This window comes from Actinoplanes sp. CA-142083, assembly GCF_050942195.1.
GTDB lineage: Bacteria > Actinomycetota > Actinomycetes > Mycobacteriales > Micromonosporaceae > Actinoplanes.
In genome coordinates, this window is the sequence record NZ_CP192076.1 from 7,238,883 (window position 1) to 7,259,051 (window position 20,169).

A 20,169-nucleotide genomic window follows, 5' to 3' on the forward strand; every position below is an offset into this window, starting at 1 on the left:
CTCATCTCCCCCGTCACAACCTGGTGATCACGTAGCCGAGCGGACCCAGAACGCTGCGCTGCTCGCACAGCGGGTCGGTCGAGGCGAACCACTCCCCCGACCCGTCGAGGCCGGAGCGGCACGCCATGAGCGGGCGGCTCTCCAGGGCGACGGGCGGTGGATCGTTCCAGACGTTGCCGGTCCAGTACCGCTGCTGTTTCCCGTCGCAGGCGGAGCTGGTGGCCAGGAACTCGTCGGCGCCGTCGACGCAGGCGTACAGCGGGCGCTGGCCGGGCTCGGTGGCCATCCCGACGAAGCCCAGCCGGCCCTCCGCCCGGTAGGTGTAGGCCGGGCCGCCGTTGAACGCCGTACGCCCGGTGATCGAGGTGAAGTGGTCGGACGGCGCCACTACGTGCACGTATCGGATCAGGGCGCGATACGCCTGGGCGTACCCGAGGAGTCCTTCGTTCTTGCTTCCCTCACAGTCCTCGGTGACCGCGACGAAGTGGTCGCCCTTGGTCGTCACGCACCGGTACACCGGAACCGTCGCCACGTCGGGGCGCGGATTCTTGAACAGCAGGCCGATCTCGCCGAGGACGCGGCTGTCCGAGGTCTCGCAGCCGGGCGTCAGGGTCACGTACTGGCCACCGGGGTACAGGCAGGAGTAGAGCATCCGGGTGTCCGGCGATCCGGGCGGCGCCATCGTGCCGAGCCCGATCTCGAAGGCGGTGCCGGGCGGGACCGGGCCGCTGGTGACCCAGTGGTGGCTGTTGTGGTCGTAATAGCGGCTGAGCTGACCCGTGTACGGCGTGGGCCGCGAGGTGGCCAGGCTCAGCTTGTCGGCGGTGAGGTCCTCGGGGCTGCGCGCGCCGGTCCAGACGTGCACGTCGTCGACCCGGCCGTCGAGGAAGTTGCCGGTGGTGTCGCGGCCGATCGCGAGGTTGCCGCCCACGTTCGCGGCGACCCGGCCCGGGGCGAGGTACTCGTTGCCATCGACGTAGAGGCGGACCTGGCGCGAGCCGGCGTCGTACACGCCGGCCACGAACACCCACTCCTCGTGGACCTCCGCCGGCGCGGACGCCGCGACGATGGACCCGACCCGCATCACCCAGCGGCCGCTCTCATATCGCAGGGCGAACCCGTCCTGGCTGACCACCGTCTGGGTGCGGGTGTCGTCGCTCAGGACGACGCGGGCACTCACGGTGAAGCTGGTGTCGGTGCGGACGGCCGGTCCCGCGGTGGTGACCGCATCGTCGACGCCGTCGAGCAGCACCGCGCCCGAATCCAGCCGCGCGCCGCCGGTCAGGACGCCGGTGCGGTAGTTGCCGGACTCGTCGCCGGTGTCGTCGTTCAGCGGGTAGAACGCTTCCTCGATCGCGGGGGTGCCCGCCGCGGTCCGGATCTCGTCGTCGGAGAGCAGCCGGTTCCACACCTTCGCCTCGTCGACCAGGCCGGGCCAGTAGGCGCCGGCCTGGCCGCGGCCGAGCTGCACCGGGCCGGTCGAGGCGCGCGGCGAGGCCAGGCCGGCGGTGCCGTCGAGGGCGCCGTTGACGTAGAGGCGTAGTTGCTTGGCGCCGGCGTCATACATGCCGATCAGGTGGGCCCACGCTCCCGGGGTCGGCGCGAGGGCCGCCGTCGCTCGGGTCGGGGCGCCGTCCGGTGCGTACATCGTGAAGGCGAACCGGCGGGTGTCGCCCTCGTAGCCGAGGCTGAAGCCGGACGCCTGGCTGATCGCGGTGTGGCTGACGGCGTCGGCGCGATCCAGGTTCGCCCAGACCGACACGGCGAAGGTGCCGGTCGTGTCGACCGCCCGGGTGCCCGACGCCAGGGCGAAACCACCCGAGGTTCCGTCGGCGCTCGCGTTGAACCGCATGGCGTCCTCGACCCGGCCGGTTGTCCAGGCCGCGGCGCTGCCCGGCCAGATGCCGGTCGCGGTGGCGTGCCGGCCGCCGCCGGAGAGGTCGGGGACCTCGGTCATCGTGCCGGTGCCGTCCATCGGCCAATAGCCGACCGGGGGCGGGATCGCCGAGCCGACATTGAAGCCGCTCTGGTACGCCGCGGAGACGTTCAGCGCCTTGTCGACAGCGCGCACGTACAGGTCGTTGCGGCCGGTCCGGGGCGGAGTGGCCCGGATCGTGGCCGCGCCGCCGGCCGCCGGCGCGAAGAACGGCGAGCTGACGTTGACCGGCGGGAAGTCCTGGAAGTTCAGGCTCCACTGGAAGCCCAGCAGGTCGGGTTCGGTCGAGCGCGCGGTGAACGAGCCGGTCCGGCCCACGTACCCGGCGGTCTGACCCTCGGGGTAGTCCACCGAGGACACCGCCGGTCGGTCCGGTGGCGCGGTGTCGACCGTCAGGCCGCACCAGGTCGACCAGGGGCCGTCGACGATGCCGTCGTTGGGCTTGACCCGCCAGGCGATCCGGCTGCCGTGGGCGAACGCGCCCGCCGGGACCGTCACCTGGAACGAGCTGCCGTTGGCCTGGGCGGCGAGCGATTGCGAACCGACCGAGGCGCCGTTCCAGACCGCCCACTCGAAGGTGGCGCTGACGTTCTGGCCGTCCGGGTCGGTCAGCGTCGCGTGCAGGATCGGGCGGGCGGTCGCGGTGAACGCCTTGGCCGGGTCGTCGGCGCAGCCCAGGCTCGGGCCCTGCCCGACCGTGCTCCAGGCCGACGCCACGCCCGGCTTCCAGTCGTAGTGCACGACGAGGTAGCCGTTGTCGAACTTCTTCCAGGCCAGCGAGTCGTTCTCGTCGGCGGCCACCACCGCGTAGGCCGAGGTGGTCCAGCCGGCCGCGAGCTGGGCCGCGACCCGTTCACCGGCGGAGATGCCGACCCAGTTCGCGGGGCAGGCGGAGCTGTAGCCGTACGCGACATTGGGTTGGGCGATCGGGCCGTACCAGCCGGTCGGCTGGCGGTTCCACGTCGGCGCCGAGGTCATCGGGTCGATCTGATAGACCCGGAACGGCCGCGCCGAGCACGACGGCGCGTGCGTCTCGTGCAGGTTGAGCTCGGCGCCGAGGATCACCGCGCCGCGCAGGGCCGAGATGTTGAACTGCCAGAACGACCGGGCCGTGCCGACGCCGTTGCACCCCGCGAAGGCGCAGTTGCCGATCTTCGCGAGCGCGTCGTCGCCCTGGCCGGTCCAGTAGCTCTGGTCGGGGTGGCCGGAGAAGACCTTCGCCCAGCCGGTGCTGGGCGGCGAGAAGTCCGGGTCGACCGTGACCGGGTAGACGGTCGCCGGGTCGGCCAGGAGCTTCTGGTCGGGGGTCAGCGTGATCGTGCCCGGGCCCGCGCGCTGCTCGGCCACCGCCTTCGCCCCGGCGGCGTCCCACATCGCGGCGGGGCCGGAGGCGAAGGCCACGTTGCCGTGCTCGTCCTTCGCCTGCAGGCCCTTACCGTCGGCGCTGAGCGTCAGCCCGTCGGTCGCCACCTTGTAGGTGACGCTTTTCAAGGCGGCTTCCCGGGTCTTGATCACGAGTTCCTGGGTATAGCCCCGCTGGCCGGCTTCGAGGCGCAGGTCCACGCCCGGCAGCACGTCGGGGTAGACCGCCGCAGCGCCCTCCAGCCTCGGTGCCGGCAGACGGCCGGGCCACGACAGATCCAGCCGATGGCCGTCGGCGGTGAGGTGCACGAGCGGCTTACCCTCGCCGCCGCCCGAGAAGGAGATGCCGGACACCGCGGCGCGCGGGCCGACGGTGCCGTCCGGACGCGCTTGCAGGGTCGCGTCGGGGGTAACCCAGCCCTTGCCCCGGCGGACCCGCTGCGGCTCGGCCGAGATCTCCATCGTGTACGTGCCGTCGGGCTCAGCGAACACCTGCCGGGTCTCCGACCGCGCCGAGGTGACCTCGACGCGCTGTTCCGGCTTCTTGGTATCGGCCGCCGCGCTTTGTGGCGCGGCCATCGTCCCTATCGTGAGCGCGGTAGCCGCCACCAAGGCGACAACCCGCATGATCCGTCCCCGCACCACCGTCTCCCCCCGCCGCGCGATCGCAGACTTGATGTCCGGATGCTGGCAGGGCGGTGATTCATTTCCGCTTCACCGCCGGTTGGCGGCGCCCTTCCACCACTTGCGGCCCTCCGCGGCGACGCCTTCCAGGACGAACAGGGTGTTGCGCAGGCCGGTGGCGTCCTGCGCGCCGTCGGCCAGGATCCGCTGGTCCTCGTCGTCGAGCGCGCCACCGGGCTCGGTCACGGGGACGTCGATGTCGGCGCCGTTGACGAGGAACAGCTGAAACTCGCGGGCGCCGTCGTCCTGAAGCGTCACGCGGACGGCGGCCACGGCTTCGTAGCGATAGTTGGTGCGCTCCCAGTGGTGCAAGGAGGCCTCCTCGAAGTCCAGCTCGACGGTGATCTGCCGAACCCCGTCCACGGTGAGCAGGAAGACGAAAAGCCGGTACCGGGAGTACCGCCACGGGCCGTTCTTGGCGCGCGCCTTGCGGCTGTCCGGTCCCGGCGCCTCCAGCGAGGCGTACGCGCTGATGTCGCTCCAGCTGAGCTGATGCATCCGCATGGCGAGCCGCAACAGGATGCGGCGGTCGCACTCGAGCCACCGCGCCATCTCGATGTCGCTGGGGCGGTCGGAGAGCCGGTGCCGCCACCGCTGGAACTCGAAGAAAGACGCCGTCAGCCGCTGGTCGTGGTCGATCCGCTCGGCCGCGAACCGCCGGTTCTCGGCCGCGATGCGCAGCCCGATGGGGACGGCCACCCAGGCGCCGAGAATCAACGCGATCAGGGCCTCCGCCGCGTACACCGGGTCCTGCCGCGCGGCGGCCTGAACGGCCCAGACGGTGGCGGCCAAGGCGGCGACCGTGCCGATCGCGGTGAGCGCCTTCAGGTGCGCCGGTACGGCCCACCGTTGCCGGGGATCGAGCGGCGTGCCCTCGGACCACTGCCGGTACAGCTCCCGGACCTGGAACCGGATCAGCCATCTGACCCGGTCGGCCTTGACGCGGTTCTCGCGGTAGGCCTCGACCAGGTCGTCGCGGAGCCGGCACAGCGGCAGGTAGGCATCCAGTAGCCAAGCGGCACGTTCGGCGCCTTCCTCGCCGCACCGGCGGGCGTAGCGCGTGTACATCCGGTCCACGGTCGCGGCGAATCCCGGAGGCCTCGCCTGGGCGCCGGGGAAGCGCGCCGCCCGGCGCCGGCGCTCCTCGGCGCGCGCTTGATCGAGCCGGAACCGCCAGTCCGCCCCGTTCATCAGGGCCACGCCGGCGGCGAGGATGGTGACCGTCAGCGCGACGAGTGCCGAGGTGTCGTCGCGGCCGAGCGCGAGCCAGCCGATCGTCCCGAGCGCGCCCGCGACGACCGCGCCGGCCAGCACCGCCAGCGCCAGGTGCGCGGCGGAGTAGTCGGGCCCGCGCACGCGGCGGGCCCGCGGCTCCGCCGGTTCGGGCTCGAAGAACTTCCACACCCGCTCCTGCCTGCGCTCGGCGTTCTGCTCGGCTACCGCCCGCGTCACCTCACGCAGCCAGAGCTCGTCCTTGAGCGCGCCGCGCAGCACACGCTCCAGGTGCCGCAGGATCTCGTCGCGCAGCGGGGCATCCAGCGCGTCGAGGTCGCGAAGGGTGGCCTCGTCCTGGGTGGCCTCATTCCCGGCCAGTCTCCGGATGACGTCGATGCCCGGCGACCAGCTGTCCCTCGGCAGATCGTCGATCTGCTCACACGCCGTCCGCCAATGCGCCCGGTCCTCGGCGGAGAGCTCCCAGCGGGTCCGCCCGCTGTAGAAGGCGAGCATCCAGAAGAACCACATCTCGTTCGAATAGCGGATCTCGGCGGTCACGTCCGCCAGCAGCTTGCGGGCGGTCGTCGCCTGGCCGGAGGCGAGATAGTTCCGGGCGAACTCGAACTTCTCCCCGGCCGAGGCGCCCTCCGGGACCTGGTAGTAGTTGTGGACGCCGCCGTGGATCGTGCCGTTCATGTCATCCATCGTCGTCAGTGGATCTACCGCTTGCCTCCCGCTTCCAGGCGGGCATAGTGGAGCGATGCGCATCGCAGTGGATCAAGCCCGCCGCGTCTGGTTGCGTGCTCAGCGGCTCGACGTGGCCGAGCCGTTCGGGAGCGGACCGGAGGCGACCCTCGCCGCGACGAAGCATCTGGGGTATGTGCAGATCGACTCGATCAATGTGGTGGAGCGCGCCCACCACCACATCCTGTGGAGTCGCATCCCGGGCTACGACAAGGCGCATCTGCATCGGGCGCAGACCGTCGACAAGACGCTCTTCGAGACGTGGACGCACGCGCTCTCCTACGTGCCGACCGACGACTACAAGTACTTCGTCCCGGCGATGCGCAGCGTGCGGACCGGGCCCTGGCTGTCGTGGCACAAGGGGTTCACGGCCGACGACGTCCGGCGCGCGGTCAAACGCATCCGCGACAACGGGCCGCTGAAGGTCAGCGACATCAAGGACGACGTGCTCATCGACAAGGACTGGGCCTGGGCCAGCCGGAAGCCGTCGAAGCGCGCCCTCGAGGTCGCCTTCGCCTGGGGTCTGGTCACGGTCAGCGAGCGCACCGGCATCATCAAGACGTACGAGCTGCCGGAGCGGCACTTCGGCTGGGCGAAACCGCGGGCCGCCACGGCCAAGCAGATTGCCGCGTACCGGCTCGACCGGGCGCTCCGCTCACAGGGCCTGATCAGCCTCGACTCCGCCTGCTACCACGAGCACGCGGCCAAGCCGGCGGTCCGGGCCCTGATCGACGAACGTGTGCGCCGCAAGCGGCTCGTGCCGGTGACGGTGGAGGGCGCCGAACACTGGGCCACGTCGGAGGCGCTCGACACGGCGCCGCAGCCGGATCCGGGAACCGCGCATCTGCTCTCGCCGTTCGATCCGCTGGTCATTCAGCGCAAGCGGCTCGAGCTGTTCTTCGGTTACCGGCATGTGTTCGAGGCGTACGTGCCGAAGGAGAAGCGGGTCTTCGGCTACTTCGCGCTGCCCGTGCTCGTGGGCGACGAGATCGTTGCCGTCATCGACCTCAAGACCGACCGCGCCGCCGGCAAGCTGCTGATCCAGCAGTGGACGTGGCTCGGCGGCGCCGATCGGGAGCCGATCGACGCCGCACTCGCGCGGTTCGAGCGGTTCCAGCTCGGCGGCTAGGAGCGCCGAGGGCGGTGCCAGGCGACCCGCTGGACCAGCAGGGTGAGCACCCCGGCGAGGACGATCGCAGCCACGTTCACCAGGAGCTGCACCGCCGAGCCGACCGCCTCGTCGGTGACGCCGTAGGAGAGGGCGACCGCGGCGTTCGCCGCGGCCGGCACCGTGGTCACCGAGATCAGCACCCCGACGAGCGTGCCCGCCTTGGCCGAGGTCAGCGACAGCATCCCGGCGACGCCGGCGAGGAAGCCGACCACCCAGCTCAGCGCGTCCGGCTGCCAGATGAAGCTGGTGAGCGGCCGGTCGGCGAGCAGCATGTCCCGGCTGACCAGCCCGGCCGCGTCGAGCAACCAGGTGGTCAGCACGGTGACCGCCATGCCCACCGGGAACCCGACGGCCAGCGTGACCAGCGCCCGCCGGAACAGGAAGGCGCGGCGGCGCACCAGACCGACGCAGAGCGCGGCCAGCGGTCCGAACTCCGGGCCGACGACCATCGCCCCGACGATGAGGATCGGCTGGTCGAGCAGCACGCCGATCCCGGCGATCGCGGTGGCCACCGCCATGAAGACCAGGAAGGCCGCCGACAGCCGGGACTCCTCCCCGGTGGATTGCTCGATCTGCTCCCACACCACTGCGTCCACCCCGAACCCGGGCGCCCGCCGCTCGGCGCGATCGGCCGACCGGGACAGCGACACGTCGACGGTCTCCAGCATGATCGAGCCGTCCCGCTCCAGATCCAGATCGCGCAATCGCGCCAGCAGCGCGCTGGCCCCCTCCCGCGCCACGTCGCAGGTGATCAGATCGCCGATCGGATCTCGCGCGACGCCCGGGAACACCACGACATGGGTTGCCGCCACGTCCTCGGCGAGCAGCCGCTCAACTCTGGTGGTCCGATCGGCCGGGCTGATGATCCGCAGATGCAGCACGGCACCCATTGGACCATGGTCAGATTCCGACGTCCCGGCGGCGCAGGCCGGCGTAACCGGCGGCGATGAGGGCCGCCGCGATCAGGATCAGCGTCAGCAGCGGCGGGAGGCTGAGGTCGTCGAGCGGCACCCTCGGGGTGTGCACGAACGGCGACGCGCGCCGGGACCAGCCGGGCAGGTCGAACGAGTCGGCGAACAGGGCGATCACGGCGCAGTAGGCGACCACCGCCCAGGCCACGGCGGCGGCGGGGCGCGGGAGCCAGCCGACCGCCAGCACCGTCACGGCGATGACCAGCCACACCGCCGGCAGATACGCGAGAGCGACCCCGATCAGGCGCGGCACCTGGCCGGCGTCGGACACCGCCATTCCGTACGCGATGCCGAAGCCCAGCCCGAACGCGGTCAGGGTGATGGCGGCGCCCGCCAGGGCGACGCTGAGCTGACCCGCCAGCCAGGCCCACCGGCTGGTCGGGCCGGCCAGGACGACTTCGGCGCGGCCGGTGGTCTCCTCGGACCGGACGCGGAGCACGCTGCTCACGCCGTAGGCGGCGGCCAGCAGGGCGGACAGCCCGGTGGTCAGCGCCAGATAGGAGTTCACGACGTCGTCGGCGCCGCCCGGCAGGAACTGCGCGATCTCCGGGTTGTCGCGGACGTACTGCGCGATGCTGTCGCCGATGGAACCGTAGGCGACGCCGAGCAGGGCGAGCCCGGCGGTCCATCCGGCGAGGGCGCCGCGATGCAGGCGCCAGGCCAGCGCGTACGGGTTGCGCAGCAGCGGCGAGGCGGACGGCCGGCCGGGCCGGGGCGGCACCAGGCCCGCGCCGAAGTCCCGGCGGGCCAGCAGCGCCACCGCGGCGGTGGCCAACAGCGCGGAGACGGCCACCGCGAGCAGCACCGGCCACCAGCGGTTCTCGGAGTACGGGTACGCGCGCTGGCCCCAGCCGATGGGCGAGGCCCAGGCCATCGCGCCGTTGCTCACGTCGCCGGCGGCCCGCAGCGCGAAGGCGGCGCCGAGCAGGAGCGCCACCGACCCGTACACGGCCCGGGTGCTCTCGAAGACCTGCGCCGCGATCGCGGTCAGCGCCGCGAAGACCAGGCCGACCCCGGCGATGCCGGCGCCGAAAAGGGCCGACCCGGCGACCGGCAGACCGGTGCCGGCCGCCACGGCGAACACCAGCAGGCCGGCGACCACGTCGGCCGTCCCCGCCAGGACCAGCGCCGCCGCCAGCGGGGCGTGCCGGCCGACCCGCGCCGACCGGATCAGCTCGGCCCGGCCGGACTCCTCGTCGGCGCGGGTGTGCCGGCCGACCAGGAACATGCTCATCAGCGCGACGACAATCGACGCGAAGGCGAAGATCTCGAACACGATCTCGCCGCCGATCGACGCGAGCAGCCCGGTGGGCCCGCTCATGGCGATCACGGCGCTGTTGGAGCCGATGGTCTGCCGCAGCCGTTGCAGCGCCTCGGCGGTGCCGTAGAGGTTCTGGCTCTGCCCGGACTGGACCAGCACCAGCAGCGTGGCGCCCAGCAGCCACAGCGGCAGGCCTCGGCGCTCGCGCCGCAGCAGGAAGCGCAGCAGCGGCAGCGTCCCGGTCATCGCCCGGACTCCTCGTCAGGCCCGAGGAAGCCGTGCACCTCGCCCTCGGCGACGGTCAGGTCGAGCCCGTCGAGGGCCTTGGCGCTGCCGAAGGACTTGCGAAGCTCGGAGATGGTGATCGCGCGGGAAACCATGACGCCTCCACGGGTCGACGACTCGCCGACCAGTCTTCCCGGCACACCTACCGGCATCGTACGCCTGCGTCAAGAAGCCGGCGAGGATCGTCTATGTGTGCGCGGCGGCCGGCGAGCCGAGCAGGGTGAGGGCCTCGCGCCGCAGCCCGCGCCGCGGGCCGAGCGCCGGCCGGGTCACTGCTGGGCGGCCTCGGCGGGTGCGCGGCGGGCCGGGCCGGCGACCGCGTACACGATCAGGCCGCCGACGGCGAGCAACCCGGCCGTCACCGTCGCGGCCGTGCTCACCCGCGGCTGGGTCTGCCACGTCAGGACCCGGGCGATGACCGGCTCCGACTGGGGGAAGAGGGTCGCGGCCAGCGTCCAGCCCAGCGGCGCGAACCAGGCCCGGGCGACCCCGATCGTCGCGGCGCCCAGGGCGGTCAGCCCGATCAGCCCGGCCGCGTCGCGCAGCACCAGCCAGGCCGGGCCGAACCGGGCGCCCGTCGCCAGCGTGACCAGCGGCAATCCCGCCACGACCAGGAACGCCGCCAGCACGTGCGCGGCCCGTCGCGGCCGCCACGGCAGCGCGGCCGTCCCCTCGAGCGCGTCGTCGGGGCCGCCGAGGGTGGCGGTCAGCGCCGTGACCAGCAGCAGGACCGTCAGGACGACCATCTCCACCGCCACCTCGCGGCTGTCGGAGAAGACCGACCACAGGGTCCACATCGCGGCCGAGCCGGTAAGAGTGACGGCCAGCGCGAGCGGCGCGCGCCGGGAGCGCAGGTAGAGAGCGAGCCACCTCATCGGGACAGCTGCCCTTTCTCGACCGTGCAGGCGAGGGCAGCCTGGCGCAGCGCCACGATTTTGGCCATCGCCTCGCTCTCGGGCAGCTGACGCAGGCCCTGCCACAGCTGGACGGCCTCGCCGATGGCCGCCGGGTCGTAGTCGCCGCGGGCCACCGGCTCGCTGCCGATCAGCCAGTAGGCGGCCGCGAGCCGCTCGGCCGGACCGGCGAAATTGGCGCAGTTGGGCTTGCTGGCGAAGGCGCCGGCGACCACCTCCGCCGCCGTCCCGCCGCGGTTGTCGAGGTGGGCCTTCGAGTCGGCGTGCACGGTGAGCAACACGACGTCGTCGTGCCACGCCGGGTACATCGGCGGCCCGTACGTCGTGGTGTCCTCATGCACTTGCGTCGGCGCCGCCGGAAGCTTCGCCAGGATCTTCAGCCCCTCCCGCGCCCGCGGGGTCACCTCGCCGAGCAGCCCGGAGTGCACCCGGCTGACGCACACCTGAGGCTCGCACACCAGCTCTCGCGCCACCGGGTCGATCGCGTCGACGACGACCCTCTTCTGGTGGGGCATGGCGGCGATCGCCAGCGCGGCGCCGAGCACCACCGGCAGCACCGCCGCCACCCGCAGCCGCCAGCCGTTCGAGGCGAACAGCAGCACCGCGGCGACGGCCAGGGCGGTCATCCAGATCGCCTGCGAGAGACTGACCCGGCCGGGCACGGTCGTGTAGGCGTCGGGCATGTTCATCTCGTAGATCGGCGAGAACACCAGAGCCAGCCACCCGCGGGGACGCGTCGCGCCCGGGATGACCAGCAGCAGCCCCAATCCGGCGACGCCGAGCCCGGGGGCGGTCGCCGGCGACGGCAGCAGGCGGCCGACCGCCAGCCCGAGCCAGACCGCCGCGATCAGCGACAGCAGTCCGACGGCCGTGACGGCGAAGAACTGAACCGGCAGGTAACGAGCGGTCCGGACGATCCACAGGCCGCCGGCGAGCGCCATCGCCAGATAGCCGGCGACGACCCCGACTCCCATCGCGCCGAGCGTCGGGATCATCCGGTGCGCCCGCGGGCGCGGGGTGGTGGCGAACAGCTCCTCGACCTTCGACCGGATCTCGCGGCGAGCCTGCCAGGCGCCGGCCGCAAGCGCGACCGGCCACAGCAGGGCCAGGAAGAGCCGCTGCGACATGGCCAGCTGCATCCAGCCGGTCGTGAACAACGTCTCGCCGGCGAAGAACAGCACCAGCACGCCGACCACCAGCAGGATCACGGCCGACCCGAGCGCCGCGGACCGGCGCAGCTCGATGCCGAACACGCGGCTCACCGGCCCTCCCCCGCCCGGTGCCGGCGCAGCAGCGCCGAATAGCCGCGCTCGGCGGGACTGTCGCCGGCGTCGCTCTCGCCGCCCTGCGCGGCCAGGTCGCCGGGGGTGCCCTGGTGGACGAGCCGGCCCTCGTTGATCAGGACCACGTCGGAGCAGGCGGCCACCACGTCCTCGACGAGGTGGGTGGAGACCACGACGCAGCTGTCGACGCCGGCGTCGCGCAGCAGCTCCCGGAAGTCGAGGCGCTGCTCGGGGTCGAGGCCGACGGTGGGCTCGTCGAGCAGCAGCATCGCCGGGTCGTTCACGATCGCCTGGGCGATCCCGGCCCGGCGCAGCATGCCGCCGGAGAGCGTCTTCATCCGCGCGTCCGCCTTGGCGGTCAGCCCGACCCGGTCGATCGCCCGCTGCGTCGCGCCCGCCACCTCGCCTTTCGGCATCTCCTTGAGCCAAGCCATGTACTCGACGAACTCGCGCACCGTGAAGCGCGGGTAGAAGCCGAACTGCTGCGGCAGGTAGCCGATCCCCCGGCGCACCCGCCGCAGGTCGGCCCGGCCGTCGACCGGCTCGCCGAGCAGGGTCAACCGCCCGCCGGCCGGTTTCGCCACCGTCGCCAGCGCGCGCATCAGCGTCGTCTTGCCGGCCCCGTTCGGGCCGAGCAGGCCGTGGACGCCGTTGCCGAGGGTCAGGTCGAGACCGTCGACTGCCAGGTGCCTGCCGGCGCGCACCTTCAGCCCCTCGGCGGCCACCACCCAGGGAAACGTGGTGGGGGCCGTCTCGGCCGCGCTCACCGTACGCATGATCTTCGTCCTCCTCAGTTGTGGCTGGACAGCCGGCGGTAGTTGGCGGCGCGCGTCGCCGCGAGACCGGCGAGCGCGAGGGTGAGCAGCGCCCAAGCCCCGGAGCTGCCGGGTCGCAGCACCAGGGGCACGTGCGTGGAGATCACGGCGGGCACCAGGACCGCCAGCGTCCAGGCGATCCCGAGCCCGGCCGCGGCGCGATGGACGCCGATGAAGGCGCCGAGCGCGATGGTCGCGGCCGTGAAAGCCAGGCAGGGCAGGAGCGTCAAGGCCAGGGAGACGCCGGTCCGGCTGCTGGCCAAGGCCAGCGAGGGCACAATCACGATCAAGACCGCTGCCGTACGCCTGAGCAGCATCGCCAGGCCGGCGGCGGGGGTGCCCGCGATCAGTTCCCAGGCGGGGTCGTGGCGCCGGCTCCACGCGATCGCGACCCCGGGCAGCGGCGCCACCGGGGCCAGCAGCAAGACCAGCGGCACGAGGGGCTGCGCCGCCTGCAGCAGGACCGCGCAGGCCAGCACCGCCAGCGACATGACGAGCCACGGCACCAGGTGCCAGACCAGCCAGCGGTTGCTCGCCACCGACCAGCGCCGGCGGCGGGCCGGAGCGGGACCGGCGGCGATCTCGCGGTCCAGGGCGGCCGCGACCCGCTCGAGGACGTCGGCGCCGCCGGTCAGCCGCGAGCGGCACTCCGCGCACTCCTCCAGGTGCAGCTCGACCGACCACATCGTGACCTCGTCGAGGTCGGCCCCCGGGTCGGCGTAGCGGGCGATCACCGCGGCGCTCGGATGTGTGGTCATGACAGCGCCTCCCCCAATGTTTCTCGCAGAGCAATCCGGGCCCGCCGGGCCCGCGACTTCACCGTGCTCTCCGGCACGCCCAGCAGCAGCGACGTCTCCCGCACCGAGAGGCCGTCGAGAACCATCGCCCGCAGCACCTGCCGCGCCTCCGCCGGGAGCACGAGCAGGGCCTGCTCGAGCTCCTGGCCGACCCGCCCGGCCATGACCTCGTCCTCGGCGGCCGGAGCGACCGTCTCGGCGAGCGCCACGGCGGGCACGTCGTGCTGCCGGGCCCGCCGGCGGAACGCGTCGACCAGGCGGTGCGCGGCGATGGTCCAGAGCCAGCCGACCGCGCTGCCCTGGACGCCCGGACCGCTGAAGCTGCCCGCCGCCCGCCAGACCGCGAGGTAGGTCTCCTGCATCACGTCGGCGACCACGTCCTCGTCGGCGCACCGGCGGCGCAGCCGGGCGAGCAACCACGGCGAAGTCCGCCGGTAGAGCTCGTCGAAGGCGCGCCGATCGCCGGCGGCGGTGCGCCGCACCAGCTCGCCCTCGTCGGCCGCGTCCAGACTCCGTTTCACACCAAGCAAGACGACCCCCGCATCGCCCACGATTCACCAATCGCTGTGACCTGAGTCACTATGCGTTTTCCGTACGTGCCGGCGCATAGAGTTTGCCGATGCGCGGGGACTTTCACGACGAGCTCGCAAGGGTGAGCAGTTCACTGGTCACCATGGCCAAGGCCGTACGGGAAGCGATGCGCCAGGCCAGCGCGGCGCTGCTCGCGGCCGATCACACCCTCGCCCAGCAGGTGACGGTACGCGACGCCGAGATCGACGTGCTCTACCGCGTCGTCGACGACCGGGTCTTCGACCTGATCGCCCGCCACCAGCCGGTCGCCGACGAGCTGCGGGTGGCCCTGACCGCGCTGCAGGCGGCCGCCGACCTCGAGCGCATGGGCGACCTGGCCGCGCACGTCGCCCGGGCCACGCTGCGCCGGTCCCCGGTGCCGGCGGTCGCGCCCGAGCTGGCCGGCATGTTCCGGCAGATGAGCAAGGTCGCCGACGAGCTGGCCGGCAAGATCGTGGCGGCGCTGGCCGACCACGACGCGACGCTGGCGGCCCAGCTCGACAGCGACGACGACGCGATGGACCAGCTGCACCGCGAGCTGTTCAAGGTCATGATCAGCCAGGAGTGGCCAATGGGCGTCGAGGCCGCCGTCGACGGCGCGCTGCTGGGCCGCTACTACGAGCGGTACGCCGACCACGCCGTCAACGTCGGCCACCACGTCATCGTCCTGGTCACCGGCAAGACCCGCCTGCCCTAGTCCTCCTCTTCACGAGAGGGACGCCCGGGCCGGCGCATTTTCTTGGCCTCGCCGGGCAGCCGCCCCTGGGCCTGCAGCGCCTGCCGGAGCAGGTACTCGATCTGCGCGTTGGTGCTGCGCAGCTCGTCGGCCGCCCACCGGGCCAGGGCATCGTGCACGGCCGGGTCCAGCCGCAACAGGATGCTCTTGCGCTCTGCCATTCGCGTGCCCAGGTCAGTGGTAGAGGGTGCCGGTGTTGACGACAGGCTGGGTGTCTCGATCGGCGCACAGCACGACGAGCAGGTTGGAGACCATGGCCGCCTTGCGCTCCTCGTCGAGCTCGACGATCGACTCCTCGGCCAGCTTGGTCAGCGCCATGTCGACCATGCCGACCGCGCCCTCGACGATGCGCTGGCGGGCGGCGACCACCGCGTTGGCCTGCTGGCGGCGCAGCATCGCCTGGGCGATCTCCGACGCGTACGCCAAGTGGGAGAGCCGCGCCTCGACGATCGTCACGCCGGCCGCCGCCACCCGGGCGCCGATCTCCTCGGCGAGCTTCTGGGTGATCTCGTCGGCGCTGTCCCGCAGGGAGGTCTGGCCGGCCTGGTGGGCGTCGTACGGGTAGGAGTTGGCGATGTGCCGTACGGCGGTCTCGGCCTGGATGGCGACGAACTGCTCGAACTGGTCGACCTCGAAGACCGCCTTCGCCGTGTCGCTGACCTGCCACACGACGACGGCGGCGATCTCGATGGGGTTGCCGTCCGCGTCGTTGACCTTGGTCACCTCGGTCTGGTGGTTGCGGATGCGGGTGGAGACGCGGCGCCGGGTCGTGAACGGGTTCACCCAGCGCAGGCCGGTCGTCCGGACGCTGCCGGTGTACCGCCCGAGGAACTGGACGACCCGCGCCTCACCGGGAGCGACCGGGGTCAGCCCGCGCAGCGCGACGATGACGGCGGCGATGATCAGGGCACCGGTCACGACGGTTGCCTCGGTGCCCTGTGCCAGCAGGACGAAGGCCGCGACGATCACGACGATGCCGCCGAGCAGGACCGGAATGCCGGGCGCGCCGTCGGCGCGGCGTTCCTGGGTGATGGTTTCGGTGACCATGGTCCTCCCCCTCCGGTCGGCACGGGGTTGCCCCGCTCCTATCAAAGTGATATCACATTTTCTGTGACACGCCAGTTGGAGATAGACGGGGTAAGCAAGCGCTACGGCGACGTGGTCGCCCTGCAGGGCACCACCTTCGAGGTGCGCGCCGGCGAGATCTTCGGTCTCGTGGGCAGCAACGGCGCGGGCAAGACCACCGCGATGCGCATCGTCCTCGGCGTCCTGGCGTCGGACGCGGGCGCGGTCCGGTGGGACGGCCAGGTGCTCGATCGCGACACCCGCCGCAAGATCGGCTACATGCCCGAGGAGCGCGGCCTCTACCCCCGGATGAAGGTCGCCGAGCAGCTCGTCTACCTGGCCCGCCTGCACGGCATGACGCCGGCCGCGGCCCGCGCCTCGGTCGACGCGTGGGTGGAGCGGCTGGGCGTCGCGGGCCGGCGCGACGACGATGTGATCAAGCTTTCGCTGGGCAATCAGCAACGCGTCCAGCTGGCCGCCGCGCTCGTCCACGACCCCGAGATCCTGGTGCTCGACGAGCCGTTCTCCGGCCTCGATCCGGTGGCCGTCGACGTGATGAGTGGCGTGCTCCGCGACAAGGCTGACGCAGGCGTACCCGTCATGTTCTCCTCTCATCAGCTCGACCTCGTCGAGCGTCTCTGCGATCGGATCGGCATCGTCCGGCAGGGCCGCATGGTCGCCGTCGGCACCGTCGACGAGCTGCGCGCCGGCGGCCCGGAGGAGCTCATCATCAACGCGCCGGCCGCACCACCCGGGTGGGCGGACTCCCTGACCGGCGTCACCGTGCTCGACCAGTCCGGCGCCAGCACCCGCCTGGCGCTCCTCGACGGCGCCGACGACCAGGCGATCCTGCAGGCCGCGCTCGCCACCGGCCCGGTGCACGAGTTCGCCCGCCGCCGCCCGTCCCTGACCGACCTGTTCCGTCACATCGTCAGCGCTCCGACCGAGGGAGAAGCGGCATGATCTGGATGATCGCCGGCCGGGAGATCGGCACCCGGCTGCGCTCCAAGGCCTTCCGCATCGCGACCGTGGTCAGCGTGCTCATCCTGGTCGCCCTCGGGCTGATCGCGAAGCTGGCCGACAACGGCCCGTCCTACCTGGACGTCGGCGTCACCCCCGCGGCCGCGAACCTGACCGGCGCGCTCACCACGACGGCGGCCTCGATCAACGTCGACATGCACACCCACGAGGTCGACGATGCGACCGGCCGGGTCCAGGTCGACGCCGGCACGCTCGACGCGCTGCTGGTCACCGGGGCCAGCCCGATCCAGGTCGTGGTCAAGACCGAGCTCGACGACGGCCTCCAGTCGGTGCTCCAGCTCGTGGCCCAGCGCAGCGCGCTCGATCAGCAGGTCCAGGCCCTCGGCGGCGACCCGGCCAAGGTCGCGGCCTCGATCTCCACGGCGACCGTCGCGGTCACGCCGCTCTCCCCGCCCAAGCACAACAACGGCCAGCAACTGGTGCTGGGCATCCTCACGAGCATCCTGATCTACATGGCGCTGCTGCTCAACGGCCAGGCCGTCGCCCAGGGCGTCGTGGAAGAGAAGACCAGCCGCGTCGTCGAGATCATCCTTGCCGCCGTACGACCATGGCAGTTGATGATCGGCAAAGTTCTCGGGCTGGGCATCGTCGGCCTCATCCAGGTGGCGATCATCGCGCTGTCCGGCGTGGCCGTCGGCCTCGCCACGGGATCGCTCGACCTGCACATCAGCGCGGCCGTCAGCACCATCGTGTGGCTGATCATCTGGTTCCTGCTGGGCTACGCCGCCTACTCGCTGGCCTTCGCCGCGGTCGCCTCCCTGGTCAGCCGCCAGGAGGAGGTCGCCGCGGTGGTCACGCCGGTGATGATGCTGCTGATCGTCGGCTACGTCATCGGCATCTCGATCCTGCCGAGCAACCCCGACTCCGGGTTCGTCGCGCTGCTCTCGATGATCCCGGTCTTCGCACCCACCCTGATGCCGGTCCGGCTGGCCCTCGGCGTGGTGCCGGCTTGGCAGGCGGCGATCGCCCTGGCCGGCATCATCGTGGTGATCCCGTTGCTGCTCTGGATCGCGTCCCGCATCTACAGCAACGCGGTGCTGCGAAGCGGCGCCCGCGTCCGCCTGCGCGACGCTTGGCGCGCCGCCTGAAACCCTCCCCGCTGCTGGCCGACGGGCGGGCGCGCCGGGCTGCACTCCGCGGCACTTTGCTCTGCTTACCTGAACGCACGTCGGCGCGCGCATAGGTAAGCAGAGCAAAGCGGCCAGGCACGGACCTACTGACCCGGCGGTCTCAATAACGCGCGGGGCGGCGTGACGGTCAGCCGATGGGGTAGTCGACGTAGGCGAAGCGGCGGCCGTCCGGCGACCAGCTGTTGACGTTGATCGTCCCCTGGCCGCCGGGCAGCTCGGCGATGGTTCGCGGCGCCTTCCAGCCGTCGCCGTCGACCAGCCGCAGCTGGACTCGCCGGTCGGCGGGATGGCCTTGCGTGCCGGGCGGGTAGCTCAGGTAGACCGCCCGGCCGCCGTCCGGCGCGAAGTGGGGGAACCAGTTGACCCGCTCGTCGTCGGTGAGTTGCTGTGGGTCGCTCCCGTCCGGGCGGATCCGGGCGATCTGCGCTCGGCCGGTGAACAGCTCGGTGTTGAAGTAGATCCAGTCACCGGCGGGCGTGTACTCCGGCCCGTCATCCCGCCCGCCAGCTGACGTGAGCCGGGTCGAGGGGCCGCCGCCGCGGCCGATCGTGAAGAGGGCGGCGGAATCCCAGTTGCCGGGCTCGATCCCCACGTAGGCGAGGGCCGCGCCATCCGGGCTGACGCCATGCAGGAAATGCAGGCGGTCCTCGTGGGTCACGCGGCGCGCCGCTCCCCCGCCCAGCGGCGCCTCGTAGATGTGCCCGTCGTCGGCGGAGACGTAGATCGTGTCGCCGCCGGGCGCCAGGACGTGGTCGTTGTTGAGCTCCGGCACGCCGTCGAGCGGGATCCGCTGCGGCGCCGGGCCATCACCGTCGGCCGGGCCATCACCGTCGGCCGGGCCATCACCGTCGGCCGGGCCATCACCGTCGGCCGGCAGGCGCCAGAGCAGGCCGTCACCGTTGAGGATCAGGTCGCCGTTCGCGGCCCAGTTGGGCGCCTCGAACAGCACGGAGTCGCTGGAGTGCACCAGGGTCGTGATGCCGGTGGCCACATCGTAGGTGTGGATCCGGCACACCTGGCCGGCGGCGAGCGTGCGGGCGGGGCTCATCGGGAATCTGAGGTCTCGGGAAGCGTCACATCGCCCACTCTGCCATGCCATCACCGCGCCGCCAAAGAATGGCATGATCGAACGCGGTCCCGGGCTTACCGCGGCATTCTCGGAGGTGGGAGAATTCTGGGGTGGGACAGCTGGGGTTCTTTTCCAAGGCGCAATTGGCCGAAATGCGCGATCGCACCCGGTCACGCCGTTATTCGCCGGCGGCGGAGGCGTTTCGCCGGGAGCATGCCCGGCATCGCGCCTGGGGCCTGACTCAGCGCCACGCTCAGAAGCTGCGCCGCCTGCACGAGGGCGACGCGGTAGCAGCGACGGCGCCGAAGCCTGGCCAGACAGCACGTCGGTTTGCTCCGCCAGCGACGCCAGCACCAGCGGCGACAGCGACGCCAACGCCAGCAGCAACGGCGACAGCGACAGCGACGCCAACGGTGGCAGTGACGGCGGCCCCAGCGGCGCCAACGCCAGCAGCAACGGCGACAGCGACAGCGACGCCAACGGTGGCAGTGACGGCGGCCCCAGCGGCGCCAACGCCAGCAGCAACGGCGACAGCGACAGCGACGCCAACGGTGGCAGTGACGGCGGCCCCAGCGGCGCCAACGGCGGCAGCGGCGGCCGCGCCAGCAGCGGCAATGGCGCCAACGGTGGCAGCGACGACAGCGCGAACGCCAGCAGCAACGGCGGCACCACCAACGGCCGCGCCAGCAGCGGCAACGGCGCCAACCGTGGCAGCGACGGCAGCGCGAACGACGGCAGCGACGACGGCAGCGGCGACGACGGCAGCGCGAACGACGGCAGCGCGAACGACGGCAGCGCGAACGACGGCAGCGCGAACGACGGCAGCGGCAGCAGCGACGCCAGTGGCGGCAGCAGCGGCAGCAGCGGCGGCGGCGGCGGCAGTGGCGGCGACAGCGAGGGGTGCCAGGGCCGAGTTGACCGTCGGCGTCGAAGAACGGCGCGCGCGTCCAAGTCGCGAGCAGGTAATGCACGCGGCATTCAGCGGGTCGGCGCGCCGTTCAAACCGTCCTTCGTTCTTACCGGGATTTCGGTGGCTGGGCAACCCATTTCCCGGCGTTTTGAGGGCGAAAGTCGGCACCCAAGAATCGGTGTTTGCTGGCAGGGACGGGGGTGGGGGTAA

Annotated in this window: 17 protein-coding genes and 1 pseudogene; 5 read left to right on the plus strand and 13 right to left on the minus strand. The window is 72.1% G+C overall.

What is annotated here, in order from left to right; genetic code table 11:
• Positions 1 to 13 precede the first annotated feature (13 nt).
• The gene (locus ACQPZX_RS33260; protein ID WP_433364039.1) at positions 14 to 3,877 is read right to left on the minus strand and encodes a LamG-like jellyroll fold domain-containing protein; all 3,864 of its coding nucleotides are present in this window, start codon (positions 3,875 to 3,877) and stop codon (positions 14 to 16) included.
• 135 nt (positions 3,878 to 4,012) lie between these two features.
• Positions 4,013 to 5,902, minus strand: a complete 1,890-nt coding sequence (locus tag ACQPZX_RS33265; RefSeq protein WP_433364042.1) for a hypothetical protein — start codon at positions 5,900 to 5,902, stop codon at positions 4,013 to 4,015.
• Positions 5,903 to 5,957: 55 nt separating this feature from the next.
• Here ACQPZX_RS33265 and ACQPZX_RS33270 point away from each other — a divergent pair, with 55 nt between their 5' ends.
• Positions 5,958 to 7,070: a winged helix-turn-helix domain-containing protein gene (locus tag ACQPZX_RS33270; protein ID WP_433364045.1), complete on the plus strand. Its 1,113-nt coding sequence runs from the start codon at positions 5,958 to 5,960 to the stop codon at positions 7,068 to 7,070.
• Here the strand turns inward: ACQPZX_RS33270 and ACQPZX_RS33275 are convergent.
• From ACQPZX_RS33275 to ACQPZX_RS33310, 8 genes and pseudogenes are all read right to left on the minus strand, one after another.
• Positions 7,067 to 8,002, minus strand: coding sequence for a DUF389 domain-containing protein (locus tag ACQPZX_RS33275; protein WP_433364048.1), 936 nt, complete (start codon positions 8,000 to 8,002; stop codon positions 7,067 to 7,069). The genes ACQPZX_RS33270 and ACQPZX_RS33275 overlap by 4 nt on opposite strands.
• 10 nt (positions 8,003 to 8,012) lie before the next feature.
• A complete protein-coding gene (locus ACQPZX_RS33280; RefSeq protein WP_433364051.1) occupies positions 8,013 to 9,590 on the minus strand; it encodes an ABC transporter permease in 1,578 nt (525 codons plus the stop codon).
• A 14-nt stretch (positions 9,591 to 9,604) separates the two neighbouring features.
• A pseudogene (locus tag ACQPZX_RS33285) lies at positions 9,605 to 9,724 on the minus strand (ABC transporter ATP-binding protein); the annotation flags it as partial.
• Positions 9,725 to 9,898: 174 nt separating this feature from the next.
• Positions 9,899 to 10,504: a hypothetical protein gene (locus ACQPZX_RS33290; RefSeq protein WP_433364054.1), complete on the minus strand. Its 606-nt coding sequence runs from the start codon at positions 10,502 to 10,504 to the stop codon at positions 9,899 to 9,901.
• Complete coding sequence (locus ACQPZX_RS33295) at positions 10,501 to 11,805, minus strand: hypothetical protein (RefSeq protein WP_433364057.1); 1,305 nt, start codon at positions 11,803 to 11,805, stop codon at positions 10,501 to 10,503. Before ACQPZX_RS33295 ends, ACQPZX_RS33290 begins: the two co-directional genes overlap by 4 nt.
• Positions 11,802 to 12,602 carry an ABC transporter ATP-binding protein gene (locus ACQPZX_RS33300; RefSeq protein WP_433364060.1) on the minus strand — a complete coding sequence of 267 codons (801 nt, stop codon included), beginning with the start codon at positions 12,600 to 12,602 and terminating at the stop codon, positions 11,802 to 11,804. Before ACQPZX_RS33300 ends, ACQPZX_RS33295 begins: the two co-directional genes overlap by 4 nt.
• 14 nt (positions 12,603 to 12,616) lie before the next feature.
• The gene (locus ACQPZX_RS33305; RefSeq protein WP_433364063.1) at positions 12,617 to 13,399 is read right to left on the minus strand and encodes a hypothetical protein; all 783 of its coding nucleotides are present in this window, start codon (positions 13,397 to 13,399) and stop codon (positions 12,617 to 12,619) included.
• Positions 13,396 to 13,959, minus strand: a complete 564-nt coding sequence (locus tag ACQPZX_RS33310) for an RNA polymerase sigma factor (RefSeq protein WP_433364066.1) — start codon at positions 13,957 to 13,959, stop codon at positions 13,396 to 13,398. The genes ACQPZX_RS33305 and ACQPZX_RS33310 overlap by 4 nt, the downstream gene beginning before the upstream one ends.
• A gap of 98 nt (positions 13,960 to 14,057) precedes the next feature.
• On the opposite strand from ACQPZX_RS33310, the gene phoU reads away from it, so the two are divergent.
• Positions 14,058 to 14,705, plus strand: coding sequence for a phosphate signaling complex protein PhoU (gene phoU, locus ACQPZX_RS33315; protein WP_433364069.1), 648 nt, complete (start codon positions 14,058 to 14,060; stop codon positions 14,703 to 14,705).
• Here the strand turns inward: phoU and ACQPZX_RS33320 are convergent.
• Together ACQPZX_RS33320 and ACQPZX_RS33325 are read right to left on the minus strand one after the other, a co-directional pair.
• Positions 14,702 to 14,905: a hypothetical protein gene (locus ACQPZX_RS33320; protein WP_433364072.1), complete on the minus strand. Its 204-nt coding sequence runs from the start codon at positions 14,903 to 14,905 to the stop codon at positions 14,702 to 14,704. The two genes, phoU and ACQPZX_RS33320, sit on opposite strands and share 4 nt — an antisense overlap.
• A gap of 13 nt (positions 14,906 to 14,918) precedes the next feature.
• A complete protein-coding gene (locus ACQPZX_RS33325) occupies positions 14,919 to 15,791 on the minus strand; it encodes an SPFH domain-containing protein (protein ID WP_433364075.1) in 873 nt (290 codons plus the stop codon).
• A gap of 63 nt (positions 15,792 to 15,854) precedes the next feature.
• Here ACQPZX_RS33325 and ACQPZX_RS33330 point away from each other — a divergent pair, with 63 nt between their 5' ends.
• Together ACQPZX_RS33330 and ACQPZX_RS33335 are read left to right on the plus strand one after the other, a co-directional pair.
• Positions 15,855 to 16,772, plus strand: a complete 918-nt coding sequence (locus tag ACQPZX_RS33330; RefSeq protein ID WP_433364078.1) for an ABC transporter ATP-binding protein — start codon at positions 15,855 to 15,857, stop codon at positions 16,770 to 16,772.
• Positions 16,769 to 17,938 (plus strand): ABC transporter permease, encoded by a 1,170-nt coding sequence (locus ACQPZX_RS33335; RefSeq protein ID WP_433364081.1) that lies wholly within the window; start codon positions 16,769 to 16,771, stop codon positions 17,936 to 17,938. Before ACQPZX_RS33330 ends, ACQPZX_RS33335 begins: the two co-directional genes overlap by 4 nt.
• Before the next feature lie 169 nt (positions 17,939 to 18,107).
• Here the strand turns inward: ACQPZX_RS33335 and ACQPZX_RS33340 are convergent, their stop codons facing one another.
• Entirely contained in the window at positions 18,108 to 19,028 is a 921-nt protein-coding gene (locus tag ACQPZX_RS33340) for a TolB family protein (RefSeq protein ID WP_433364086.1), read from the minus strand.
• 73 nt (positions 19,029 to 19,101) lie between these two features.
• On the opposite strand from ACQPZX_RS33340, the gene ACQPZX_RS33345 reads away from it, so the two are divergent.
• Entirely contained in the window at positions 19,102 to 20,169 is a 1,068-nt protein-coding gene (locus ACQPZX_RS33345; RefSeq protein WP_433364092.1) for a hypothetical protein, read from the plus strand.